The sequence below is a fragment of the Streptomyces ficellus genome, assembly GCF_030406405.1.
Lineage (GTDB): Bacteria > Actinomycetota > Actinomycetes > Streptomycetales > Streptomycetaceae > Streptomyces > Streptomyces ficellus_B.
Map to the genome: position 1 here is coordinate 152,590 of NZ_JAUEPL010000004.1, position 24,529 is coordinate 177,118.

At 72.0% G+C, this 24,529-nt stretch carries 22 protein-coding genes; 11 read left to right on the forward strand and 11 right to left on the reverse strand.

What is annotated here, in order from left to right:
• Positions 1-86 precede the first annotated feature (86 nt).
• Together QWM81_RS04605 and QWM81_RS04610 are read left to right on the forward strand one after the other, a co-directional pair.
• The gene (locus tag QWM81_RS04605; RefSeq protein WP_290110193.1) at positions 87-506 is read left to right on the forward strand and encodes a PPOX class F420-dependent oxidoreductase; all 420 of its coding nucleotides are present in this window, start codon (positions 87-89) and stop codon (positions 504-506) included.
• A gap of 106 nt (positions 507-612) precedes the next feature.
• The gene (locus tag QWM81_RS04610) at positions 613-1,230 is read left to right on the forward strand and encodes a hypothetical protein (protein WP_290110194.1); all 618 of its coding nucleotides are present in this window, start codon (positions 613-615) and stop codon (positions 1,228-1,230) included.
• Positions 1,231-1,334: 104 nt separating this feature from the next.
• On the opposite strand, the gene QWM81_RS04615 is transcribed toward QWM81_RS04610, so the two are convergent.
• Positions 1,335-1,658 carry a hypothetical protein gene (locus QWM81_RS04615; protein ID WP_290110195.1) on the reverse strand — a complete coding sequence of 108 codons (324 nt, stop codon included), beginning with the start codon at positions 1,656-1,658 and terminating at the stop codon, positions 1,335-1,337.
• Positions 1,659-2,220: 562 nt separating this feature from the next.
• Here QWM81_RS04615 and QWM81_RS04620 point away from each other — a divergent pair.
• On the forward strand, positions 2,221-3,987 hold the full coding sequence (locus QWM81_RS04620; RefSeq protein ID WP_435372324.1) for a S8 family peptidase: 1,767 nt from the start codon (positions 2,221-2,223) through the stop codon (positions 3,985-3,987).
• Positions 3,988-4,172: 185 nt separating this feature from the next.
• Here the strand turns inward: QWM81_RS04620 and QWM81_RS04625 are convergent, their stop codons facing one another.
• Both QWM81_RS04625 and QWM81_RS04630 read right to left on the reverse strand, forming a co-directional pair.
• Positions 4,173-5,894, reverse strand: coding sequence for an acyl-CoA dehydrogenase family protein (locus QWM81_RS04625; protein WP_290110197.1), 1,722 nt, complete (start codon positions 5,892-5,894; stop codon positions 4,173-4,175).
• A gap of 78 nt (positions 5,895-5,972) precedes the next feature.
• The gene (locus QWM81_RS04630) at positions 5,973-6,530 is read right to left on the reverse strand and encodes a PadR family transcriptional regulator (RefSeq protein ID WP_290110198.1); all 558 of its coding nucleotides are present in this window, start codon (positions 6,528-6,530) and stop codon (positions 5,973-5,975) included.
• A 156-nt stretch (positions 6,531-6,686) separates the two neighbouring features.
• On the opposite strand from QWM81_RS04630, the gene QWM81_RS04635 reads away from it, so the two are divergent.
• The 3 genes from QWM81_RS04635 to QWM81_RS04645 all read left to right on the forward strand — a co-directional run bounded on the left by QWM81_RS04635 (position 6,687) and on the right by QWM81_RS04645 (position 7,640).
• Complete coding sequence (locus QWM81_RS04635; protein WP_290110199.1) at positions 6,687-7,073, forward strand: VOC family protein; 387 nt, start codon at positions 6,687-6,689, stop codon at positions 7,071-7,073.
• Positions 7,074-7,216: 143 nt separating this feature from the next.
• Positions 7,217-7,342 carry a hypothetical protein gene (locus QWM81_RS04640; RefSeq protein ID WP_290110200.1) on the forward strand — a complete coding sequence of 42 codons (126 nt, stop codon included), beginning with the start codon at positions 7,217-7,219 and terminating at the stop codon, positions 7,340-7,342.
• A 109-nt stretch (positions 7,343-7,451) separates the two neighbouring features.
• Positions 7,452-7,640, forward strand: a complete 189-nt coding sequence (locus QWM81_RS04645; protein ID WP_290110201.1) for a hypothetical protein — start codon at positions 7,452-7,454, stop codon at positions 7,638-7,640.
• A 192-nt stretch (positions 7,641-7,832) separates the two neighbouring features.
• Here QWM81_RS04645 and rox read toward each other — a convergent pair whose 3' ends face one another.
• From rox to QWM81_RS04670, 5 genes are all read right to left on the reverse strand, one after another.
• Positions 7,833-9,263: a rifampin monooxygenase gene (gene rox / locus QWM81_RS04650; protein WP_290110202.1), complete on the reverse strand. Its 1,431-nt coding sequence runs from the start codon at positions 9,261-9,263 to the stop codon at positions 7,833-7,835.
• 464 nt (positions 9,264-9,727) lie between these two features.
• Positions 9,728-10,726 (reverse strand): peptidogalycan biosysnthesis protein, encoded by a 999-nt coding sequence (locus QWM81_RS04655; protein ID WP_290110203.1) that lies wholly within the window; start codon positions 10,724-10,726, stop codon positions 9,728-9,730.
• Positions 10,723-12,126 carry an MFS transporter gene (locus tag QWM81_RS04660; RefSeq protein WP_290110204.1) on the reverse strand — a complete coding sequence of 468 codons (1,404 nt, stop codon included), beginning with the start codon at positions 12,124-12,126 and terminating at the stop codon, positions 10,723-10,725. The genes QWM81_RS04655 and QWM81_RS04660 overlap by 4 nt, the downstream gene beginning before the upstream one ends.
• Positions 12,123-13,370, reverse strand: a complete 1,248-nt coding sequence (locus tag QWM81_RS04665) for an ATP-grasp domain-containing protein (RefSeq protein WP_290110289.1) — start codon at positions 13,368-13,370, stop codon at positions 12,123-12,125. Before QWM81_RS04665 ends, QWM81_RS04660 begins: the two co-directional genes overlap by 4 nt.
• A 12-nt stretch (positions 13,371-13,382) precedes the next feature.
• The gene (locus tag QWM81_RS04670; protein ID WP_290110205.1) at positions 13,383-14,636 is read right to left on the reverse strand and encodes an ATP-grasp domain-containing protein; all 1,254 of its coding nucleotides are present in this window, start codon (positions 14,634-14,636) and stop codon (positions 13,383-13,385) included.
• Positions 14,637-14,853: 217 nt separating this feature from the next.
• Here QWM81_RS04670 and QWM81_RS04675 point away from each other — a divergent pair, with 217 nt between their 5' ends.
• A complete protein-coding gene (locus tag QWM81_RS04675) occupies positions 14,854-16,293 on the forward strand; it encodes a coproporphyrinogen-III oxidase family protein (protein ID WP_290110206.1) in 1,440 nt (479 codons plus the stop codon).
• Positions 16,290-17,447, forward strand: a complete 1,158-nt coding sequence (locus tag QWM81_RS04680) for a DUF1152 domain-containing protein (RefSeq protein ID WP_290110207.1) — start codon at positions 16,290-16,292, stop codon at positions 17,445-17,447. The genes QWM81_RS04675 and QWM81_RS04680 overlap by 4 nt, the downstream gene beginning before the upstream one ends.
• A gap of 355 nt (positions 17,448-17,802) precedes the next feature.
• On the opposite strand, the gene QWM81_RS04685 is transcribed toward QWM81_RS04680, so the two are convergent.
• Both QWM81_RS04685 and QWM81_RS04690 read right to left on the reverse strand, forming a co-directional pair.
• Positions 17,803-17,946 (reverse strand): hypothetical protein, encoded by a 144-nt coding sequence (locus QWM81_RS04685; protein WP_290110208.1) that lies wholly within the window; start codon positions 17,944-17,946, stop codon positions 17,803-17,805.
• Between the two features lie 68 nt (positions 17,947-18,014).
• A complete protein-coding gene (locus QWM81_RS04690) occupies positions 18,015-18,599 on the reverse strand; it encodes a TetR/AcrR family transcriptional regulator (protein WP_290110209.1) in 585 nt (194 codons plus the stop codon).
• A gap of 79 nt (positions 18,600-18,678) precedes the next feature.
• On the opposite strand from QWM81_RS04690, the gene QWM81_RS04695 reads away from it, so the two are divergent.
• The 3 genes from QWM81_RS04695 to QWM81_RS04705 all read left to right on the forward strand — a co-directional run bounded on the left by QWM81_RS04695 (position 18,679) and on the right by QWM81_RS04705 (position 21,257).
• A complete protein-coding gene (locus tag QWM81_RS04695; RefSeq protein ID WP_290110210.1) occupies positions 18,679-19,863 on the forward strand; it encodes an FAD-dependent monooxygenase in 1,185 nt (394 codons plus the stop codon).
• Between the two features lie 2 nt (positions 19,864-19,865).
• Positions 19,866-20,354 (forward strand): LIC_13387 family protein, encoded by a 489-nt coding sequence (locus tag QWM81_RS04700; protein WP_290110211.1) that lies wholly within the window; start codon positions 19,866-19,868, stop codon positions 20,352-20,354.
• A gap of 381 nt (positions 20,355-20,735) precedes the next feature.
• Positions 20,736-21,257 (forward strand): HAD domain-containing protein, encoded by a 522-nt coding sequence (locus QWM81_RS04705; protein WP_290110212.1) that lies wholly within the window; start codon positions 20,736-20,738, stop codon positions 21,255-21,257.
• A gap of 354 nt (positions 21,258-21,611) precedes the next feature.
• On the opposite strand, the gene QWM81_RS04710 is transcribed toward QWM81_RS04705, so the two are convergent.
• Positions 21,612-24,374 (reverse strand): helix-turn-helix transcriptional regulator, encoded by a 2,763-nt coding sequence (locus QWM81_RS04710; RefSeq protein WP_290110213.1) that lies wholly within the window; start codon positions 24,372-24,374, stop codon positions 21,612-21,614.
• Positions 24,375-24,529 lie beyond the last annotated feature (155 nt).

The window sequence follows — 24,529 nt, forward strand, 5'->3', positions numbered from 1 at the left end:
GAGTCGCGCGGCGGGAAGAACGCGGACGTACGGCATATGTTGATGATCGTCCGCACAAACAACGTCACCGTCACGGAAGGCGCCCCATGTCGAAACCCCCGCTTCCCGAGAAGGCCGTCGCGATGCTGGCGAAGGCCAATCCGGCCGTCATCACGACCCTGCGCCCCGACGGGCAGCCGGTCTCCACTGCCACCTGGTACCTCTGGGACGACGGCCGGGTGCTCGTCAACATGGACCAGGGACGCAAACGGCTGGACCACATGCGCAACGACCCGCGGGTGTCGCTCACCGTCCTGGACGGCAGCAGCTGGTACACGCACATCAGCATCGTCGGAAGGGTGGCCGAGCTGCGCGAGGACGCGGAACTGGCCGACGCCGACCGGATGGCACAGCACTACATCGGCAAGCCGTACCCGCAACGGGATCGTCGGCGCTACAGCGCGTGGGTCGAGGTCGAACGCTGGCACGGCTGGGGCGCCCTGAAGGACACCGACCAGCCCGGGTGACGGCTCTCCCGGGTCGGGTTCACCCGAACGCGTTGTCCGGCTTGCCGTGACGTCGCGGCGGCCGTCGCATGGGCGGGAGACATCGAGGTCAGCCGGGAAGGGTGCCATGTTTGTTCGTACGACCTATGCGACGGGTGATCCGGCGGCGCTGGACGACGCGGTGCGGAAGATCACCACGGAAGGCAGGGACCCGCTGGTACAACAACCCGGCTTCCGTGGCCTGGGCCTGTTCGTCGACCGCGAGCTGGGCAAACTGCTGACCAAGACGTGGTGGCAGGACGAGGAGTCCCTCCGGGCGAGCGCCGAGCGCGTGCGGGAGCTGCGCGCCCGGATGCTGTCGCCGTTCGCGACGACCATGGCGGTCGACAACTGGGAAGCCGCAGCCGCGACGCGTCCCGAGCCGGTCGGCGAAGGCGCCTGCTTCCGGCTCACCCGGGTGGAGTTCGACCCGTCCCAGACCGACCTCGTGGTCGATGCCTTCAAGAAGGATGTCCTGCCCAGGCTCCAGGCCATGCGCGGTTACCTCGGTGGATCGCTCCTCATCGACCGCGCGCGGGGGCGGGGTACGGTGGGAGCGATCTACGCCGACCGGGACAGCCTCGTGGCCTCCCGGGGGCCCGTCGCCAAACTGCGTGGCGAGGCGGCGGCCACGGGGCAGGCGACCGTGCGCTCGATCGAGGAGTTCGACGTGGTCACGGTGGAGCCGGTGAAGCCTCAGTCCTGACGGCCGTCGCGACAGGCTTGTCACCGGCCGCGGCCTGGCTTTCCCCGTTGAGCCTCGGACACGGCGGGCTCCTCCCGCCCAGCCCGTCCGAATGGGGGACGGAATCAGTGCTCAACGACGGGCTGATCGACCGCGTCCGGCTGGGTGTCGATGGAAAGCTCGGTCAACGCGTGCTTGAGCAGGTCGTCCACACGGCCGACACGGTGCAGTCGAAGGCTTCGATCGGGCCGACCGGCCAAGAAGGCCGTCCATCGGCGTAGCAGGCGGCAGGCCCTTCGCGTGCGCCTTCGGCCTTTGATCAGGCCGTCCTTGTTGACGCGCTCGATCCGGCGGCCCACATACAGGGCCGCCGGATCGGCGTCGGTGAAGTGAGCGAGCAGCCCCACGCGGACGAGGCCGGGGTGCTCGCGCAGGGCTTTCCGCGTCATGGGGGAGTCGGTCGCAGCGGCAGGAGGCGATGTCCTCCGGCACCGCCGACCCGTCGACGCCCCCGGCATGCCCGAAAAGTCCAGTGCGGTCGGCCTTCGCAGGCCGGTTCCGCGGCGGCCACGTGGAGCCGACATGTCGGTGTCCCGCCCACAGCGCCAGGGCCGGCCGGCCGGCCGCTGAACGGCCACCGCGCTCGGCCCGGCGGTGGACCCCCATCGCCCTGCCGGCCGTTTCGAAAAGAAGGCTACCCCAACCCCCCTGGGCACCGGTCGCGTTGAGCGCCTGCCGGTGTGCCGCCGTGCTGACCGGCCCCGCGCCATGACGGCGATCCGTTCCCGCACGGCAGTTGAGCGCCTCGCCGCAGAGTGCCTCGACCACGGCCGACCCGCGCCGTACTCCCACGTGCCCTCCCACAGGCGTATTCCGGACCCCCATACGCAGCGGTGAGCAGTGCAAGGGATTTCCCTCTTCCTCAGCCGTTGCGCGCTCTGACATCTTGCGTTCGCCCCCTACACATTCGGCCCGGCGGCCCGACCGGCATGCCGGGACTCGGAGGACGCATTGATACGTCACATAGTGAGCCGCTTCCGGGCGCCTGTGGCCGCCGCCGTCACCCTCGGCGCCACGCTCGCCCTCGCCACCCCGGCCGCAGCCGTCGAAACGGCACCGCGGGCAGCGGCGGCGGCCTGGGCCGCCGGCACTCGCGCCCACCTCGTCATCACCGCACCAGGTGACACGTCCGCCGTGCGAGCGGCCGTGGCGGCCAACGGCGGCTCGGTCTTCGCCTCGTACGACGCGATCGGCGTGATCGTCGCGCACTCGGCGTCCGCCGGCTTCGCCTCGGCCATGCGCGGCGTGACCGGCGTCCAGCAGGTCGGCGCGACCCGCACCTCGGACGTACCGGCCGACGCGTACAACCCGAAGCTGCCGGCGAACCCCGCCCAGTCGCCGACCACGCCGGCGGAGAGCCTGACCCGCTGGGACATGACCCAGATCAAGGCGGACCAGGCCTGGGCCGTGTCCACCGGCTCCGCGGCCGTCAAGGTCGGGGTGCTCGACACGGGCGTGGACGATCAACACCAGGACATCGCCCCCAACTTCAACGCCGCGGACTCCGTCTCGTGCGCCTACGGCAAGGCGGACACCCGCACCGGCGCCTGGCGGGACGTCGGCACGCACGGCACGCACGTCGCCGGTACGATCGCGGCGGCCAAGAACGGCAAGGGTGTCGTCGGTGTGGCGCCGGGCGTCACGATCTCCTCGGTCCGCATCGCCGAGCCCGGCAGCAGCCTGTTCTTCGCGGAGAACACCATCTGCGGCTTCATGTGGGCCGGCGACCACGGCTTCAAGGTCACCAACAACAGCTATTACACCGACCCCTGGCAGTTCAACTGCCCCGACAACGCCGACCAGGCCGCCATCATCGAGGGCGTCAAGCGGGCCCAGGAGTACGCGGAGAAGCGCGGCTCCCTGCAGATAGCTGCGGCCGGCAACTCCAACCTCGACCTGGCGAACAAGACGGTCGACACGGAGAGTCCCAACGACTCCACACCGGTCACCCGCACCATCACCAACGCCTGCCTCGACATCCCGACCGAGCTGCCGGGCGTCGTCACCGTCGCCGCGATGGGCAAGGGCAACGTCAAGGCCTCGTACTCCAACTACGGCAACGGCGTCATCGACATCGCCGCCCCGGGCGGTGACGGCACGTCCGGTGTCTACTCCACTCTCCCGGGTGGCAAGTACGGCAACATGAACGGCACGTCGATGGCCTCCCCGCACGTCGCGGGCGTCGCCGCGCTCATGGCGAGCGCGAACCCGGCCGCCACGCCGGCCGACCTCCGCTCCGGGCTCGGCGTCCAGGCCAATGACACCGCCTGCCCGTCGGACAGCCGGTGCACGGGCACGACCGCCACGAACGGCTTCTTCGGCGAGGGCCAGACCGACGCCCTGAAGGCGGTCGGCGGCGCGACCCCGCCCTCCGGGCCGTACTTCGAGAACACGACGGACGCCGCGATCGCGGACAACGCCACCGTCGAGAGCCCCATCACCGTCTCCGGTGTGACCGGCAACGCGCCCGCCACCCTGAAGGTGGGCGTGGACATCAAGCACACCTACCGCGGAGACCTCGTCGTCTCCCTGGTCGCCCCGGACGGCACGGTCTACCTCCTGGAGGACTTCGCCGACAACGACGGCACGGACAACGTCACCAAGACCTACCCGGTCGACGCTTCGGCGGAAGCCGCCAACGGCACCTGGAAACTCCGCGTCCGGGACACCGCCTCCCAGGACACGGGCAGGATCGACGCCTGGAACCTGACGCTCTGAGACAACGCGCTGCCCGCTGTCAGCGGCCTGGATCCCGGCGCCGGCCACCGAAGGGCCGCATCCCGCGCCTCCTCGGGCGGCGCCGGGGCGCTGACCGCCGGCCGCACGCCGCGGACCGGCCGAAGGGGGCGGGCCCGCCGGGGTCACCCGGCGGGCCCGCCCACCCGTTGTCTCGCGCTCCGCCGTTACGGCGCCATCTCGTACGCCCCCGCCAGGGCCTCGACGCGCTGCCAGACGCGCGCCGAGCGGGCCTCGTCGACGACCGGACGGCGGACCGCGTCGAGGGCCCAGCGCTGCTGCTCCACGCCGGCCGAGTCCTTGCCGTGCAGCTCGACGGCGTGCGCCGAGAAGTCGCGTACGAGGACGGCGAAGAGTTCGTCCAGGACGTCCTCGTCCAGGCCGGTCAGGCCGGCCTGCTCCAGGATCAGCTGGCCGTGGACGACGAGCGCGAAGAGCTGGCCGACGGCGAGGAGGAGGTCGAGGTCGCGGCTCTGCTCCTCGTCGGGGGCCGCGGTGGTGACGAACTCGCACAGTGCGTCCGCCTGCTCGCGGAAGCGGCCGACGTTGGGCAGGTGGGCGTAAGCGTCGAAGGCCGGGCGCCAGTCGTGGAAGCGGACCGAGCCCAGCCCGCGGGCCGGGCCCTGCCGGAAGAGGAAGGTGTCGTCGGCGGCGTCGAGGCGGGTCGGTACGGGCGCGTGGTCGACCGGGTTCAGCAGGTGGTTGCGCATGAACTTCAGGATCAGCGCCAGGTTGACGTGGACCGTGCCCTCCAGCTTGGGCAGCCCCCGGATCTCGATCGCGGCCTGGGCGAAGTAGTTGTCCTTCTCGAAGCCCTTGGCGGCGATGACGTCCCACATGAGGTCGATGACCTTCTCGCCCTCGGTGGTCACCTTCATCTTGGTCATCGGGTTGAACAGCAGGTACCGCCGGTCGTCGGGGCCCGCGGCGCGGAAGTAGTCGACGGCGCGGTCGCTGAACAGCTTCATCCCGACCAGCCGGACGTACGCGTCGGTCAGCTCGCGGCGCACGTGCGGGAAGGCGGTGACGGGACGGCCGTAGAGGATCCGGTTGTGCGCATGCGTGACGGCCTCGTACATCGCGTGCTCGCAGATGCCGATGGAGGCCGTACAGAGGTTGAACTTGCCGACGTTGACGGTGTTGAGCGCGGCGTCGAAGGCGGCGCGGCCCGTGTGAAGCACGTCGTCGGGGCCGACCGGGTAGCCGTCGAGGCGGAACTCGCTGACGTACTTCGAGGAGTCGACGACGTTCTTCACCAGGTGGTACGCCGGGTGGCGGCTGTCGGCGGCGAAGAAGACATAACCCTCGGGACCCTCGACGTCGGTGCGGCGGCCGAAGACGGAGACCAGCCCGGCGGCGTTGCCGTTGCCGATGTAGTACTTCGAGCCGCTGGCCCGGAAGCCGCCCTGGCCGTCCGGCTCCAGCAGCATGTCGGTGGAGTAGATGTCGGCGCCGTGGGCCTTCTCGGACAGGCCGAAGGCGAACACCTCGCCCTGGGAGAGCAGTTCCGCGGCGCGGGCGCGAGCGGCGGTGTTGTCGCTCTGCCAGACCGGGCCGAGCCCGAGGATGGTGACCTGCCACGCGTACCAGTAGTCGAGCCCGTAGAAGCCGAAGATCTCGTTGAGGGCGGCGATCCGGGCCGTGTCCCAGCGCTTGTCCCGCTGCCCGCCGGCCTCGGTGGCGGGGGTGAGGAAGGTGGCGAACAGCCCTTCCTTGGCGGCGAACGCGAGGAAGTCGGCCAGCCAGACACGGGAGCGGTAGTCCTCGATCAGCCTGCGCTTGCCGCGGTCCTCGAACCAGTCGACGGTGGCGCGCAGCAGCCTGCGGGTCTCGGGGTCGAAGTGCGCCGGGTCGTAGGTGCGCGGGTTGAACAGCAGCGGGTCAGCCATGGATGTTCGCCTTTCCGGCTTGGGGTCGGGGAGTGGTGAGGGGGATGGAGGCAGGAGGCCGGCTCGCCGGCGACCGTGTCAGAGACCGGGAGCGAGCCGATGGAGGGTGGCGAGTACGTCATCGAGCCAGGCGAGCATCATCCGCTCGTACGCGATCCCGCCGCGGAGCACCGCGTGCTGGAGCTCCCGCCCGGCGTCCGGAGCTGCGGACGCATCGCTTGCGCCGAAGTCGCGCCGCTCTCCCGCGAGGTAGTGCGCGAGGCGGTCGCCGTGCAGTCGCCGATGCCGCTCGACCTCCTGGATCAGCGCGGCCGGGTCGTCGAAGGCCGCACCGCGGATCTTCACGGCGAGGTCGTGCCGCACGCTCTCCGGCTGGATCGGCTCATGCAGCCACTCGGACAGACAAGCCTGGCCGAGGGCGGAGACCGAGTACTCCTTCTTGTCCGGCCGGCTCCTCTGCGGCACCTCGCGCACATCGAGGCGGCCGTCCGCCTCCATGCGCTTGAGGACGCGGTAGATCTGCTGGTGGGTGGCGGTCCAGAAGTACCCGATGGACCGCTCGAACCGCCGGGCCAGCTCATAGCCGGAGCCCGGCTTCTCCAGCAGGGAGACGAGGATCGCGTGCTCGAGCGCCATGCGGGGATCCTGCTATGCAACTTGTTGCATAGACAAGCGCCGCCGCCCAGGTGAGATGCGGCTCACTCGCGGTCTTCCACCGGGACCGGCACGCTAGTGTCGGTCGATCATGTACCGGGTTGCGGCCCGGGAGGAGTGGACAGCGAAGGGGGGCCCGTGAAGGTCAAGGATTTCGACCACGTGGTGCTCAATGTGGAGGACGTCGAGCGATCGTTGGAGTTCTACTGCGGGCCGCTCGGCCTGGGCCCGGTCAGGGTCGAGGAGTGGCGGGCCGGCAAGGTGCCGTTCCCCTCCGTACGGGTCAGCCCGACCATGATCATCGACCTGCTGGCCCGGCCCCGCGGCGAGTCCAACGTGGACCACATCTGCCTGGTCGTGGAGCCGGTGGACTGGCAGGAGGTCATCGACTCCGGCACCTTCACCGTGCTGGAGGGCCCGGTTCCCCGCTTCGGCGCCCGCGGCACCGCCCAGTCGCTCTACGTGCGTGACCCCGACGGCAACACCGTCGAGCTGCGCTGGTACCCCGAGGACGCCGAGGACTGAGCCCCGAGGCCGGACCCGATCGTGGTTTGCGGGAACCGGCCGAAGGGCCGCTCTGGATCGCTCGCGCTGCACCGCGGTTGGGTACCGAGCCCACTCACCTGGCGATCGCATACGATCCGTTCCACGATCCGAAGGGGGAGACCATGCGTAAGGCCTACAAGCTGATACTGGCGGGTACGGCGGCAGTTGTCGCGGCGGTACCGGCGGCGTTCGTGGTGCAGAACAGGCTGGAAGAGGCGGAGCGGAAGTCGCTTCGGGGACGCTGCTGAGCAGATCTTCCAGCGCGAGGCCGACGTTGCCGACGCGCCCTGGCGGCAGTACCCAGCGCCGACGGGACGTGTGTGGAGCGAGGCGAAGGCGAAGGCCACCATCTCCCGGGTGGAGATGCACGGTGAACGCGCCAAGGTCTGGCTCAGCGAGGTGACGACGCCCTACGCGACCACGCGCTCCGGTGCCGACCCGCAGCCGACCCTTCCCTACGCGCAGTCGCACGTCCTGCTCTTCGAGCGGGCAGGAGACAGCTGGCGCCTCTCTCAGGACCTGACCAAGGCGGAGTTCGCTGACTGAGCGTCAGCGGGCTCGGGGCGTCAGGCCATCCGGGGAAGCACCGGCTGCGGCGGGAGAGGAAGGGGCCCCCAGCTGATGCGGTGAGCCCCTTCCCATACGAGATCGCAAGGTCCTTTAGAGGAGCCGACCGCGATGCCGAACCACCACCGGTGGTGGCCCCATCATGGTCGGGTACGGCACCGAACCACGCGCTCAGCTCACCGCAGCGACGCCGAACCACGTGGGCAGCCGGCTGAGCAGGTCCTGCTGGTCATCACCCACCCACGCCACGTGGCCATCCGGCCGCAGCAGCGCCGCGGGCACGTCCAGTTCCTCGCTGACGTCGACGATGTGGTCCACCCGATCCGCCCAGCCCTCCACGGAGAGCCGGCCGGTCCGGTCGAGCAGCAGTCCGCGGCCGCTGTGCATCACCTCGTAGAGGCGACCCTGCTTCAGCTTCACGTCCCGCATCCGCCGGCCGAGCAGGTCGTGGCCCCCTCCGACGTCGTACTGGACCCCGACCGCGGTGATCATCTCGGTCACATACCGGTTCACCTCCTCGAAGTCCATCAGCTTCGCGAACAGCTCCCGCAGCGCGGTCGCACCCGGATCGGTCCCCAGCAGCGTCATCTGCGCGCGGGTGTTGTCCAGCACGCGGGCGCCCACCGGGTGCCGCTCGGTGTGGTAGCTGTCCAGCAGCCCCTCCGGCGCCCAGCCGTTGACCGCGGCGGCCAGTTTCCAGCCGAGGTTGAACGCGTCCTGGATGCCCAGGTTCAGCCCCTGCCCGCCGGTCGGCGGGTGGATGTGCGCCGCGTCGCCGGCCAGCAGCACCCGGCCGACCCGGTAGTGCTCGGCCTGCCGGGTGGCGTCGCCGAACCGGGACAGCCAGCGCGGCGAGTGCGCGCCGAAGTCGGTGCCCGCGAAGGCCCGCAGCTGCCGCGTGAACTCCTTGAGGGTCGGCGGGACCGTGCGGTCCTCGGACACCCCTTCGGCGGGCACGACCAGGCGGTACACCCCGTCCCCGAGGGGAATGGCGCCGAACCGCAGCTGGGTCTGGCGGACGTCCGCCACGACGGCGGCAACCGTCGCCGCATCCTCGGTCAACGCCATCTCGCCCAGCAGCGTCTCGACCGTGGCGGGCTCGCCGGGGAAACCGACGCCGAGCCGCTTGCGCACCGCACTGCGGGCGCCGTCGCACCCGACCAGGTAACGCGAGCGCAGGTGCGTGCCGTCCGCCAGTTCGGCGGTCACCCCGTCCTCGTCCTGGCTCAGGGCGACCACTTCGCAGCCGCGCCGGATCTCGGCACCGAGTTCGAGGGCACGCTCGTTGAGCAGCCGCTCGGTGACGGGCTGCGGGGTGGCGAGGCCGTACGGGTGCGCCGTGTCCAACCGCTCCGGCCACGGCTTGACGATGCCGCCGAAGAGACCGCCCACCTGGAACCTCTCACTGACCGCGAGGAACCGGTCCAGCAGCCCGCGCTGGTCCATCATCTCGACGCTGCGCACATGCAGGCCCTGCCCGCGGGACTGCCCGGTCGGCTCGGTCAACTTCTCCAGCACGACCACGTGCACCCCGTGCAGCCGCAACTCGCCCGCCAGCATCAAGCCGGTCGGTCCGCCGCCGACCACGATCACGTCAACCATGAAACCCCCCATGCAACGACATTGGATTTAGGCCAGCCGCTCCCCGCAGCCCGGCGGCGCGCACACGGCGGCACCTCCGCACGGAGCGCAGCACCGTGAGGCCCATGCCTCGGCACAAGCACACCTGACTCGTGAATCCCGGATTTCCACAGGTCCTGGCCTCGGCCGACGATTCTGCGCCACGACCCGGGTCTTGCCGCAAGGCCCCCGGTGCGCTATAGGTTGAGAGTGGCAAGGAGCGGTCAACCTCCTTGCCTCTGCCTTTTGTCGAGGGGGCTCACCGGGCGGTGCGGCGACTGCCGCCAGGGGGCCCAGCGCACCGGACAGCGCTACGGCCGAGCCGCGCCGTACAACACGGGTCCACCACAGCCCGTGTCGCATCGCCACAGGGGCCGTGCCCGGTCCGAAGTGGGCCGTGATCGTCCAGGCTGCGCCCGCCAGGAGGGGTGTCCCAAAGAGACGGCCTAGCCGTCGTGGAGGGCGTACAGGCCGGTGACGCGGGCGCCGCGGAGGCGTTTGGCCTGGATGGCCTTCATGCCGGCGTGCACGGCGTTGGTGCCGTGGCGGTAGGCGTCCGCGATGGGCAGGTAGTACGCCAGGGTGAAGTAGGCGAAGGGTACGGGCCGGGCCGGGTCGGTGCCGACGGCGCGTAGCCAGGTCGTGCTGCCGTAGTGGTAGTAGAGGCAGAAGGCGGCCAGGCGGGAGCCGTCGTAAGCGGCGAGGACGCGCGCCTGTTCCCCCATGGCGTCGGCCTGGCGTTTGAGCAGGCCGGTCATGGCGTCGGTGTCGTCGGCGTGGCCGTGGGAGTTCTGGAGGGACGCGAGGAGGCGGCCGGCGTCCTGGTAGCAGTCGGCGAGCGCCTGGTGGCGGACGTCGAGTCCGGCGGCGTGGAAGGCGGCGCGTTCGTGGCGGATGGCGACGCGGCGCTTGGAGGGCAGGGAGGCCAGGTAGTCGTCGAAGCCGGTGCCGGGCAGCGGGATGGTGGCGTCGTCGTCGAGCCGGTACGGGGCCGTCCGGTAGAGGGGGGTGAGCTGCCGGGCGGCGGTCTCGGTCAGGTAGGGCCACCAGTGGGTGGTGCCGTGCCGGGCGGCGTGGGCGCGGATGGTGTCGCGGAGCAGCGCGAGGCAGGCCGTGCGCTGTTCGTCGCAGAGGCCGGGATCGGTCAGCGGGGCGTTGTGGTAGCCGCGGCGGGCGCCGGCGATGACCCGCGGCCGCCCGGCGCCGGGTGGGAGGTGGGCCGGCTCGTAGTACGCGTTGGGCTCGGTGTGTACGACGTAGAGCGGCGCGGCGGCGATGAGGGCGCCCGCGGCGTCGCGCACCAGCACGTAGGAGGCGCTCGCGGTGGGGTCCGTCTCCTCTCCGGCGAGCCAGCGGTGGGAGAGGTAAAGGCCCGCGTGCCGGGCGAGCCGGTCCCATGCCGCCGCCGGGACGGCGGCGATGCCGGTGGTGGTCTCGGCTTTCAACGTGGTGTCCTTCCGCGTGGTGTCCTTCCGCGCGGCCGGCCCTGGTCCCGCCGGGACGGTTCAAGGGCCGGGACCGCGATCAGGGCCAAGAGGCAGGCGGCACCCTGGGCGGCCCAGGGCAGGAGGGCGCCGGCGTCGAGGAGGGTGGTGAACAGGACGGGGGCGGCGATGTTCCCCGTCGCCCAGGAGAGCTGGTAGAGGCTTTGCCGGCTGCCGCGCGCGGCGCTGGGGGTGAGGGTGACGGACAGTTCGTTCATGGCCGGGGAGTAGAAGATCTCGGCCAGGCTGAACAGCACGATGGCGACCAGCAGCGCGGGCCACGCGGTGGAGCCCAGTGCGGGCAGCGCCGGGGCGGCGAACGCCAGCATGGCGGCCGCCAGCAGGACGTAGCCCAGCGTGATGGTGTGCCGGGGTTTCGAGGGTGCGGCGTGGGCCGTCAGGGGGCTGGTCAGGGTCGAGACCATCACGGTGTTCAGTACGAGCAGGACGCTCGCCGTCCAGGCCGGCAACCCCAGGGCCCGGGTGGCGTAGAGGGCGATGAGGACCGACAGCATGGACTGGGCCAGCACGAACGGGACGTTGCAGGCGACGAGGAGCAGGTAGCGGCGGGTGCTGTCGCTGTCGGCCTCGGTGGGCGGGGCGGTGTGAGGAGGCGTCTCCCCGGGGGCGCCCGGCGCGGCCGGCGAGGTGGACGCCGCCGGCGCGTTCGGGGCGTTCGGGGCCACGGGTTTGGCCGTGGCGTTCATGGCCTTCGTGGCGGCGGGCGACGGCGGTGGGCTGGTGGGCACACCGGCGAAGCAAACGGCGGCGATCAGGTACAGAGGGGCGGCGGCCGCGATGAGCCAGGTCAAAGCGCCGGTGCCGAACAGGGCGAGCGCGGCTGCGGCCAGTGCCGCTCCGGCGCCGATGCCGATGTTGCGCAGGCTGCCGGTGAAGGCGAACCAGGCGCGGGTCTCGGCGGCGGGGACGGTGTGCGTGATCAGCGTGCGCTGCGCCGTGTAGTACGCGTTGACGCCGGACTGGACGAGGAGGTAGGCGCAGGCCACCTGCCAGGGCCGGTGGGCGGCGAGGAAGGAGAGGAACCCGGCGGCGCCGACGACGTTGGCGACGACGGTCAGGCGCCGGGGGTCGCGCCGGTCCATGAAGCGGCCGGCGACGAAGACGACGGGGAGCGCGGCGAGTTGACCGATGGTGACGGCGGCGCCGACGGCGGCCAGAGGCAGGTCCCTGATGGTGGTGAAGTACAGCAGGCCCAGGGGTAAGAGCATGCCGTTGCCGAGGGAGTCGATGAGGTTGCCGGTGATGAACCGCCCGTGCCCGCCGGTGGCCGGGAGGCCGAGCGCACGCCGCACCCGGCCGGGGCGGGCCATGGTGCCGGTGCCGGTGCCGGTGGCCGTCACGGGGTGAGCAGGGCGCGGACCTTGTCCAGCACCTCCGGCCGGGGGAAGCCGCTCGCGGTGTGCACCGCCTCCAGGGCCTTCACGGTCTGCTCCTCGTCGCCCTCGGCGAGAGTGAGGACGACGATGTCGCCGTGGCTGACGCCGTCGATGACCAGCTCGTGCGCGGTGATGACGGCCAGCCGTTCCGTCAGCTCGGCGCGCGCGGGCGCGGGCAGCCGCTCCGGGGAGAGGAACTCGATGGCCCACCGTGTGCGGTGGGCCGTTCCGGAGGTGTACCGGCCGCGGGCCATGTCGGCGAGCGACCGGAAGGTGTTGGTGCCGGAGGCCGCACAGGACAGGGTGGTGGCTCCGCCGATGCGGGGGTTGATCTCCAGCACCACGTACCGGGAGCCGGTGTAGATCATGTCGACGTTGACCGACCCGTACACGCCGAGCCCCTCGCACAGGGCGGCCAGCTTCCGCGCGACGGGCGCGAACGCGGCGTCGGCCTCCGGCCGGGGCCCGCACCAGCGCAGGTCCGCGAAGGTGAACACCGGCTCGGTTCCGGCGGTGCCGGTCCAGCACAGCGGAAGCACCTGGTAGCCGCCGGGCTGTCCGACGATGTCGACCGAGCACAGGTCGCCGCTGACGCACTCCTCGATCACCGCCGACACCTCGGGCGGGTCGGCCAGGTAGGCGTCCAGCGCCGCCGGGTCGGGCAGGGCGCGGATGCCCATGCTGGTGGAGTCCCAGATGGGCTTGGACAGCAGCGGGTAGCCGATCTCCTCGGCGGATGCGCGCAGGGCGTCGGCGTACGCCGGCACCGGCAGGCCCCGGCCCGCGAGGAGGTCGGAGTCGGCCCGGACGCCCCGCGGGGTGTCCAGGCCGGCGCGGGCCAGCAGCTGTTTGGTCTCCCACTTGTCGGACAGGGCCCGGGTGGCGGCGAGCGGTGTCATGACGGTCGGGATGCCGCGGGCGTCGAGAAGCTGCTTCACGGTGGCGTCCCGCAGGGCGTTCTCGCACGGCAGCGAGATGGAGACGGCGGCGTCCGCACCCCAGTCGGCCACCAGCCGGGCGAGCTCCGCCGGAGTGACGGCGGGGTCCACCCGGTGGCGTTCGCCGGGGAAGTCGTCGTCGCCCGCCTCACCGTGGGTGTGGAACAGGCGGGTCTCCACGCCGCTGCGTGCCAGGTCCCGGACGCACTGCTGGATGTAGGGATCGGCGCGCTGGATGTCGACGGACCGCAGGAACGCCAGTTTCCGCATGCTCTGCACAGGTCAGTTCACTTTCACTCGTGTGCCGGCGATCACCCGGTCGGCCAGGCGGCGGGCGTCTTCGATGGTGTGGGCACGGGCCACGACGTGGCCGATGCGACCGGAGCTGTCCGTCGGTTCGGGGACGCGTTCCCCCGGGCGGATGTAAGTCTCGCTGTGTGTGCCGGGGAGGTCGGGGATGGCCACCTGCTCCAGTAGCCCCGCACGTTCGGGGAGCAGGAAGCGGATGGCCGCCGCGGCGTCGCGCGTGGGCGTGGTGTCGGGCAGGCGTCCGGTCACGGCGCGCAGGTGGGCGACCGCCTCGCTGACGCCGGTCGCGGCTTCGACGATCTCGCAGATGTTGTCGCCGGGCAGGCGGGCGCCGGTCTCGATCACGACCGGCACCCCGGCACCGGGCGGGATCTTCACCTCGGTGTGCGCGATGCCGTTCCGTACGCCCACGGCCAGGGCGGCGCGGGCGGCCGTGTGCTGTACGGCGAGGGTCGTCTCCCGGGTCAGCCCGGCCGGGCAGGTGTGGCCGGTCTCCACCCGGTACCGTCCGGCCGTGGTGTCCTTGCGGACCACCGGCAGCGCGTAGGGCACGCCGTCGCAGACGACCGTCTCGGCCGAGTACTCCTCCCCGGCCACGTAACTCTGCAGCAGCACGCGGGAGTCCAGCGGCAGGCCGTGCGGCCTGGCGGTGGTGTACCGCTGGGCGGCGGCCACCGCGGAGTCGAGCTGGTCGGGGCCGTGCACCACGCTGACCCCCCAGGATCCGCCCTGCTCGGCCGGCTTGACCACCAGGGGCCAGCCGAGCCCCGCCGAGGCGGCCACCCGGTGGGCGTGCCGGGCGTCGGTGACCACCGCCCCGCGCGGGGCCGGGACACCGGCGGAGCGGAAGGCCCCGGCCATCGCGATCTTGTTACGGGCCGCCGCGGCGAGGCGCGGATCGTTGCCCGGAAGGCCGAGGCGGTCGGCCAGCAGGGCCGCCAGCGGCGTCAGCAGCTCCCAGCACGCCGCGACGCCGGTGACCCGGTGTTCGCGGCAGAACACCTCCATGTCGGTCAGCGCCCGGTCGGTGTCCGACAGGTCGGTGAAGCACACCCCGGCGAGCGACTCCCTCAGCCACGGTTCGTAGCCGTCGTGGATGGTCTTGTGCGTGGCCGCGTAGAGGCGCAGCCGCAGTCGCCCGGCGGCCTCGACGAGGAAGCGCCCGGCGTTCCCCATCGGTTCGATCACCATCACGCCGGTCCCGCCCGGCTCTTGGCTGATGTCCACCAGGTCAGTGGACCCGCCGGGAGACCGCACCGTCTATCGGCCTCTTCTCTGAAAACAACTGTCCGTCGGGATGGGCGAGTTGGACGAAGGTACCGACCAGACGCCGTCCGGTGCAGGCGAGTTGGTGCACATGACCCATAGCTTCAACAAAATGTGGCGTGATCGAATCGCTGCGCACGGTCACTACGACGGCATGACCCGAATGGGGAGATCCATCGTGAACAGCCTGCACGATCAGCTCGCCGCGTACATCCGACAGGGCGTCATCCCGCCTTACCAGTACTCCTATCCGCCCCGCTCGACCTACCGCCCCCTCGAAGAGGGCGCCTGGGACGTCCACGACGTCTGGGCCAGGGACCTGGAGGCGTACCAGGTACCGGAACTCAACCTCTACCTGCACGTTCCCTTCTGCCGCTACAAGTGCGGCTTCTGCAACCTCTACACGGTGATCTCCACCGACGAGGACCTCTACGACGCCTACACCGACGCGCTCTGTACGCAGATCCGCGACCACGCCGAGATCATCCAGGCACGGCGGCTGCGCACCGTCTACATCGGGGGCGGCACGCCGGCGCTCCTGTCGACCCGGCACTTCGAGCAGATCTTCACCACTCTCACCGAGATCTACCCCAACTGGCGCTCCACGGTGGAAGAGGTCGCCGTGGAGGCCACGCCCGACTCCATCGTCGCCGATCCCGACGGCTTCAGCCGGCTGCTGGAGATGGGGCTGACCCGGGCCAACATCGGCATCCAGTCGCTCGTCCCGAAGGAGATCCGGGAGGCGGGCCGCGGTCAGGCCGGCGAGGACGTCATCCGCCAGGCCGTCTCCATCGTCCAGGAGCGCGGACTGCCGGACCTGTCCACCGACCTGATCATGGGCTTCACGGGGCAGACCCCGGAGACCTGGCGGCACTCGGTGGACGAGCTCGCCAGGCTCGCCCCGACCACCATCTCCACCTACTTCCTCACCGTGCGGCCGGACGCCTGGTTCTCCAAGACCGGCTCCTACCAGTACATGTGGAAGCCGGAGCTGTACGACCGCTACGACTACGCGCGCGAGGTGTTCACCGAGCACGGGTACGTGCAGGAGGGCTCCGTCCGCTACAAGAAGCCCGGGCGCGGCGGCTACGTGCAGAAGGTTCTCACCTTCCACGGCGTACCCCTGCTCGGGCTCGGCGTCGGAGCCCGCTCCTACACCTCCGTGCTGGACTACATGACCGGCAGCGTCAAGCCGTCCATGGCCGAGGTGGCCGATTACATCGCCCAGGCCAAGGAGCACCGGCTCCGTCCCACCACGGGCTTCGCCCTCACGCCGGAGGAGATCGTCCGCAAGCGGCTCGTGCTGGACTCCTTCGACCTCGACCTGTCGGAGCTGGACCGCTTCGGCCTGGACAAGATCGCCGACGAGGTCGGCGCGGTGCTGGACGCCGCGGAGTCCAACGGGCTCATCCACCGTGTCGGCCCGCGCCGGATCCAGCTCACCCCGAAGGGGTTCAAGTACCGCGACATCCTGTCGTGGATGTTCTACTCCGATCACGTCAAGAATCTCGACCGCGAGTACTACGAGGGTCTGCACAACGCCAACATGCGGGCGAAGAAGAACATGGGGACCCCGGTGCGCATCACGGGGATCACCACCGCGGGGGAGAGCGCGTGAGCGATGTGTTCGTCGCCGCGGGCGGGGGCGGCGACCCCGTGGGCACCGCGATCACCGCGGCCGCCATATCCAGAGCCGCAGCCACAGCCGCAGCCGCAGCCGCAGCGACCCGCACCGGCACTCGCACCGGTACCGGCACCCGCACCGGCACCGGCACCGGCGAGTTACCCACGATCGTCACCTACGCCTGGGAACGCCTGGAGGTCGACCCCACCCCCGGCCCCCTGGGGGATGGCCACTTCACGGGCCTGTCGCAGGTCGGCGAGCGACCTGTCGTCACCTCGGCCACCCGGCCGGTGCCGCCGGCGGGTTCGACGCTGCCGCGCCTCGCCGGGGACCTGCCGGCCAGGCTGGTGCTGCTCGACCCGTACCAGGGGCTACGGGGCATGGCCGAGCAGATCCTGCGCCTCGCGCGAGACGGACACGGGGTCGGGGACGGGGACGGGGAGGCGCACGTCCGGATCGTCGACATCGGCGGGGACGTCCTCGCCCACGGCGACGAGGAGACGCTGTGCAGCCCGCTGGTGGACGCGCTGACCCTGGCCGCGTGCAAACTCGCCGGCGTCGGCGCCACCGTGTACGTCGCCGGTCCGGGAACCGACGGGGAGATCCCCCAGGCGGTTCTCCTGGACCGGCTGGGGAGCCGCTACCTCACCCCGACCACCGGGGACGCCGCGACCGCCGCCACCGCGCTGTCCTGGCACCCGTCGGAGGCCTCCGCCCTGTTCACCGCCGCCATCGGCGGAGTGCGCGGGACCGTGCGGACCGTGGATCGCCTGATCCCGCTCACAGACGCCTCCGCACGCGTCTACCACCTGGACCTGGACGAGGCCATCCGTCACAACCTCGTCGCCGGACACCTGCTGGAGACCCTGCCGCCGACGCTGGACGAGGCCGCCGATCTGGCGGCGAAGCTCACCGGCATCCACGAGATCGCTCGCGAACGCCACCGGGCACACGGACGGTCACCCGCCCGGGCGGGCCTGCTGCCGGCCAACCGGGACCAGGCACTGGAGCAGGTGCGGGCGACGGCGAACGGCGCCGACCACGTCACGTACCGCTTCGCGGCCCGCGCCCTGGGCCTGACATGGCAGCAGATCACCGCGCTGCGGGCGGTCATGGGTGCCGACGACGCCGTCCTCACCCTGGCGTGAATCCCCGCGCCGCCCGCACGCACACCGCGCTGCGGGCGGCGTCGTCCCGTGCCCCCGCCGACGCCGCACCGGGCCGGCCGGCCGCGCGCATCGCCTGACCCGTGCGGTGCAGGGCCCCCACTACCTGGCGGTAGAGGCGGAGCAGCCCCGTCTCGTCGGTCTCGTCCTACGAGATGCCCTTCTCCTCGCCAGAACTCCCCGGTCTCCTGGTAGTTCAGGCCGCCCAAGGCCGCATCGATGAAGGGACCGCCCCGGATGTTACGGGACGTTCGCACCTGGCGGCGCAGGAAGCCGGACATCATCCCCGGCGCATGATGAACCGCTCCATCACCCAGTCGTCACGGGCCACCATCACTCACCCGTGCTCGCGGTCCGGCGTCCACGCCGGTGGCAAGGCCGCCGCCCCCTTCAACCGTTGCAGCGCCATGAGCGTCTTCTCGCGGCGCACGGTCTTGCGAGCAGCAGCCCACCACTCCAGGACACTGGCAGCGACAGCCACGGCACATGTTCCTGAGAGCGGTCACCAGGCCGAACACGTCCGCACGCCAACGGGGTCGTTGGCTTCGGTCAGGCGGAAAGCGCGGCTTCGAGCATCCGCCGGACCACCGGGGTCAGCTCGGTCTCGTCGGGCAGCGGGCGGCTCGTGGCCATCGCGCCGGCGAGCCAGTCGTACAGCAGGCCGTCGGTCCAGGCGACGAGCAGATCCGCTGCCGGCGCCGGACGGGGAGCCCCAAGCGCTGCCAGCAGGGCGGCGGCCCTGGACCGTGCGGCGAGGCCGGCGGTCCGCAGGTCGGCACGCAGCTCCGGCCGCCGGGTTGCCTCCAGGCTGAGTTCGAAGCGGGCGAGCTGGCGGTCGCGCGCCGCCGTCAGCCAGTGATGCAGCAGTGCGGCGAGCGCCCCTGCGGCGGAGTCCAAGTCCGGGCGCCCGTGGTCCGCCTCCCAGCGATCCACGTCGGCGACCGAGAGTTCGGCCAGGCGGAGGTAGCAGGCGCTGATCAGAGCGCTGCGGGTGCGGAAGTAGTACGACGTGCTGCCGGCCGGCAGGCCTGCGGCGGCGTCGACCGCGCGATGGGTCAGGCCGCGCAGCCCGGCGGTGGCCACGGTACTGATGGCGGCGTCGGCGATCAGGTCCCGGCGGTCAGGAGTGGACATACCCGCACTCTACCGATGTAGAGTGCGAGTATGTCGCCTCTACAGATGTAGAGGCCGCAGGGAGGGGGAGGCAGTCGACATGGGTGTTCGTCATGCTGTTGTGGCCGGAGCCGGAATCGGGGGCTTGACCGCGGCGGTGGGCCTGAGCCACCGCGGATGGCGCGTCACCGTCTGCGAACGGGCCTCTGTGCTCACGGGCATCGGCGCCGGCATCGTGCTCGCCCCGAACGCACTGCGCGCCCTGGATTCCATCGGTCTGGGCCCCGGCCTGTGGGCGGGTGACGCCCTGCCCGGTCAGGTCGGACTGCGTACGCCCGACGGCACGTGGCTGAGTCGATCCGACAGCGGCGCGGTGTCCGCCCGCTACGGGCTCTCCGCGCGCGCCGTGCACCGCGGCTTCCTGATCGAGACTCTCGCGGCCGCCCTGCCGGCCGGCGTCGTACGTCTCGGCGTATCAGTGACCGGCGTGGACGACGCGGGGGACACCGTGGCCGTGCGTACGTCGGCAGGCGACCTCCGTGCCGATGTCGTACTGGCGGCGGACGGCAGTCGCAGCGTGCTCCGCGGCCAGCTCTTCCCCGCTCACCACGGTCTGCGTCACGCCGGTGAAGCCGGATGGCGAGCCGTGCTTCCCGGTGCGGGCCTGCCTCCCCAGCGGGCCGCCGAAACGTGGGGGCGAGGCGAGCGGTTCGGCATCGTTCCGCTCGCCGATGGCCGTATCTACGTCTACGCCACCGCCCTTTCCCGCCCCGGCGCGAAACCGGCCGACCACCACGCGGAGCTGACCCGGCGCTTCGGCGCGTGGCACGATCCGATACCCGCGCTGCTGGACCGGCTGAACCAGGGGCACCCCGACCCGGTTGGCATACTCCACCATGATTTCCACGAACTGGCCGCGCCTCCGCCCCGGTTCCACGCCGGTCGGGTGGCCCTGCTCGGAGACGCCGCCCACGCGATGACCCCCAACCTGGGACAGGGCGGCTGCCAGGCCATCGAGGACGCCGTAGTCGTGGCGCATCTCCTCGCGCCCGCCGACGACGTGCCGGCCGCTCTCGCCGCCTATACGAGGGCCAGACACCGGCGGACCACCCGGATCAGCCGCCGTTCCCGGCGCATCGGCGAACTCGCCAGGCTCTCCCACCCGCTTGCCGTGTCCATCCGGAACCTGGCCGTACGAGCCACGCCGCAGGCGCTGTCGCTGAGGGCTCTGGACACGGTCCTGAGCTGGCAACCACCTTCCACCCCCGTCAACGTCAAGGAGTAACGGTGAACACCACGGTCATATCCGGCCCCCTCCGCCGGGCGGACTCCGTCCAGCCCTTCGTGGTTGGCGCCTACGGCTTCGTCGTCCTGGGCATCGGCCACCTCGCCCTCTCCGCCGCTTCGGCGCTGGCCACCAAGACCCCGCGACAGCGGGCAGCCGACACCGCCATGCGGGAGTCCACCTTCAGCCTGCTGGGTCTGGAACGCGCGGTCCTCGACGTCTTCACCGGCATCAGCATCGTCATGGCCCTCTCCATCATCACCTGCGGCCTCCTGATCCTCACCGCCGTCCGCCACGCCCCCACCCTCGTCCAGCGCCGCACCGCCTTCGGATGGATCACCCTCACGCTCTCCCTGGCCGCCTTGGCGATATCCGTCCTCCTGCTGCCCCTTCCGCCGATCGTCGTCCTCACCCTCACCAGCTGCGCCTTCGCCCTGTCCCTGCGCAGGGCGGTCCCCGCCGCTCGCGCGGCCGCTGGGAACCGCAGGTAGCAGCTATGGACCCGGGTCGACCAGGCTCCGCCTTCCGGGCAGGTGGCGCCAGCCGCGGTGCACGGCGCGTCGACGCGCACGATCTCGGTACCCACGTCCAACGACAGCACCGCGATGTCTGCGGTCGACGGGAACAACAGCTCCTCCAGACGGAGCACGACCTCTTCCACGGCCCGGAACTGTCAGGCGAACCACCGTGACCACGGCTCATTTCCGGGCGACTTCCAAGGCGCCTGGAAGTACGAGCCGCCACGCACGGGGGCCGTTGCGCGGAAGCTTGTGCCAGAACCCGAGACATAGCAGCAGGCGGGGCGCCGCTCGGTTGCAGGGCTTTGGTCATCGAGGCGGTCCCCCGTGGGGATCTGTCGCTATCGTGCTCCCGTGACTGGCTCTGTGCGGCGTTCCCTGTTGTTTCTCGATGTCGATGGGCCACTCATCCCATTCGGCGCGGTCTCCCAGCCGTATCCGCCCTATGTGACGGGCCCTGAACTGCCTGGCGCCCATGCGAATCCGCTTCTGACCAGGATCAATCCCGAGCATGGACCCCGGCTGGCGGCGCTCCCGTGCGAGGTGGTCTGGGCGACGACATGGATGGCGGACGCGAACGAGTGCATCGCGCCCCGCATCGGTCTGCCTCAGCTGGCAGTGGTGGTCTGGCCGGACCCGTCCGACATCGATGACCACGACGAGCGGAACGGACTGCACTGGAAGACCCGCGCACTTGTCGAGTGGGCGGCGGGGCGCCCGTTCGCCTGGGTTGACGACGACGTCACAGACACCGATCGGGCCTGGGTTGCTGCCCACCACCCGGGACAGGCCCTGCTCCATGGTGTCGATCCTCGCCATGGCCTGACTGACAGCGACTATGCGGCTCTCGACTCGTGGCTGCGACAGCTGGTCTGATACTCGGCCGGCGGGGCGAGGCGCTGGAAGCGGGTCCAGTGGCAGGTGACGGTGGGGCCGAGGCGGTACCGGCTGTCGCCGGTGTCCTGGACGCGCGGCAGATAAGCTTCGCCGTCGCGTCATTGGCCAGCCAGGAGCGGGTGCGGCAGATGACCGCGTTGCGCATCTCTTTGCCGACCAGGCGGCCGGGCCAGAGGGAGCCCGGGCAGTCCACCGGGCACCGTGCGAACACTGCCCGACGAACCGTCGGTGGCATGCCGCGGGGATGCAGGACCAGGGGGGCTGGTGCGCAGTTGCCCGGGGACCAGGTGGCCCTCATCGGCATGGCCGGCGGCTTCAGCGCCGGACTGGCCCTCACCCGGCTGCGATGTTCCGCTCCTCGCGGGCCACCAGTCGGGACAGCTCGACGCGGGAGCGCACCCCGAGGAGCGCGAAGACATTGCGCAGATGGTGGTCGACGGTACGGGGGCTGATGGAGAGCCGCAGTGCCACCTCACGGTTGGTCGCCCCTTCGGCGACACACCGGGCGATCCGCAGCTGCTGCGGGGTGAGGCACGCCAGCGGGCCGGCCGCCTCCCGCGTGGCAGTCCCGCCGGTGGCCCGCAGTTCGGCCCCGGTCTGGTCGGCCCAGACCCGGGCGCCGGAGCGCTCGAAGGCGTAGAGCGCGTCCGTGAGCCGGCCCCGCGCCTCCCGGGGCCTCCTGCGGCGGCGCAGCCACTTGCCGTACAGCAGCAGGGTGCGGGCACGCTCGAAGTCGCCACCCGCGTGCTCGTGCCGGGTGAGCGCGTACGCGTACAGCGCTTCGGCCTCGCCCGGCGGGGCCAGCAGGGCGCGGCAGCGGGCGAGCTGGGCGGGGGCCTGCGGGTCGGCGCCCAGGGCCGCCCAGAGGGCGAACTCCTCGACGGCGGTTCGGGTGTCGTCGCCCGGTTCGCCCGCGAGCACGGTGGCCTCGACGAAGCAGGGCGCCATGAGCATCCGTACGGCGAAGTGACCGCGCCGGTGACCCGGCCGTACCAGGGGGCCCAGCCGGGCGGCGGCGTCCAGGGCCAGGCCGCGGCTCAGGTCGGCGCGGGCGCGGGCCCATTCGGCGAGGCCGGCGGCCTGGGCGAGCCCGTGGGGACCGGCGACCGCCAGGGCCGCGTCGGTGTGCGCGGTGAGCGCGGCGCCGTCGCCCTCGATGGAGGCCACCAGGGCGAGGGCTGCATGGTGGTGGGCCACGACGTTGCGCTGGCCCGCGTGGTGCGCGGCGCGCAGTCCCTCCTCGGCGTGGGCGCGTGCGCGCGCGTGCCGCCCGGCGCGCAGCTCGGCGTAGGCGAGGTGTTCGAGGGCCTGCGGGACGAGGGTGGCGATGTCGCGGGCCCGGGCGGCTGCCAGCGCCCGGGCGTTGACGTGGCACGCGGCGGCGATGTCGCCGAGCACGAGCGCCGCCACTCCGGCGCGCAGCAGCCCCGCCGGGTCGTCGTCGTGTCCGGCCCGCGCCAGCACCCGCCGCAGCGGCCCGCTTGCCTCGCCGAACCGGCCGCCCAGCGCGGCCAGCATCCCGGCCCGGAAGTCGTCGTGGCCCGGGGCGGGGGCTGCGGGGGACACGCCCTGGCCGAGAGCGGCCAGGCAGGCAGGCACGTCGCCCGCGGCCCACGCCGCCTCCAGGGCGCCGAACCGGGCCGTCCAGGCGCCCCCCGGGTCGTACGGATCGAGCAGGGCGGCCGCCAGCAGCAGTGCCTCGTGCGCGTCGCCCACGGGGCCGTCCCGCAACGCGAGGGTGCCGCGCACGAGTTCGGTGCTGCCCCGCACCGCGTCGTGCGCCGCCGCCCCCTCGCGAGCCGCCGCCAGCAGCTCCCTCGCGCGGCGGGGACGGCCGCCCAGCCGGGCGTACTCGGCGGCGGCCGTCAGCCGGGCCGCGCGGGCGCCGTCCGTGGCGGTGAGGTCGGCTGCCCGGGCGAACGCCAGGGACCGCTGGAGAGGCTCCGCCCGTACGTCCGGGGCTGCCGCGGCGGCCGCGAGCTCGGCGGCGAGCCGCGTATCGGGGCCGTCGCAGGCCAGGGCCCGGTGTGACAGGTGGGCCAGCCGGTGGCGTTCACCGTCGAGGGCGGCCGCGAGCAGCGTGTGCGCCGCGCGCCGGCGGGAGAGCGGGGCGCCGCGATGGACGGCACGGCGCATCAGCGGGTCGTCGAACCGGATACGGTTCCCGGCATCGCGCACCACGCCCGCCGCCTCCGCCGCGTCCAGCGCGGCCGGGTCGAGGCCGGCGGCGCGGGCGGCCCGCAGGACGAGGGCCGCGTCGGCGCCCGAACCGTCCCCGTGCTGCTCGTGGGCCGCGGCCACCAGTAACAGCAGCTCCCGGGTGGCGGGAGGCAGTTCGGCCAGTCGGCCGCCCACGACACGCATGAGGGCGGGCCCGTCGGCGAGCGGCCTGGGCAGCGGGGCGTGCCCGGACAGCTGGGGCCCGGACAACCGGTCGACGAGGGCGGTGAGGAGGGCGGGGTTGCCCTCGGCCTCGTACAGCAGCTCCTCGCGTACGAGGGGGTCGGCGGCGGCGCCGGTCAGTTCGTCCAGCAGCGCGCCCGCGGCCTGTTCGGTGAGCGGGCCAAGGCGTACCAGGGGCAGCCCGGCGAAGTCGGGGGCGTCGGCCCGGTGGCCGGCCACCGACAGCAGCAGGCCGATGGCCGGCACGGAGTCGACGCGCCGCGCGGCGAACCCCAGAGCGGCCCGCGAGGGCGGGTCCCACAGGTGCGCGTCGTCGACGCAGACGAGGAGCGGGCGGTGCGTACTCGTGCGCCGCAGCAGGTCCAGGAGTCCGGTGGGTGGCAGGCCGGTGCGCAGGAGGGTGGCACATAGGGTGCCGGTCGGGCCGGGGGCGGTGCTCAGCAGCGCGTGCACGCCGCTGTGGGCGAGGTGGCGCTCGGCGGGGGCGGCACGGGTGTGCAGGACGGGTCCGGCGTCGAAGTCCCGTGCCGCCCGGTCCAGGAGGGCGGTACGTCCGAGGCCCGGCTCCCCGGCGAGCAGCAGCACTCCTGACCGGCCGGACAGCAGGCGTCCGAACAGGGCGGCGACGGCGTCAAGTTCCGCGTCGCGGCCGAACAGTCGCAGCGGGCTCCGGGCGGTCGTCTTCGTGGGCACGCCCGTTACGTTACTTGCGCGTAACGAGCGTCGGAAGCCTTGCGTCCGTCCGGAGCGAGGGCCTTGAGGTTCGTAAGTGACCGGCCGGAACAGGCTCGTCGATGGGCCTGGCCCCAAGGACGGGACGGCCACTCTGTGCGCATGCACAACGCCCC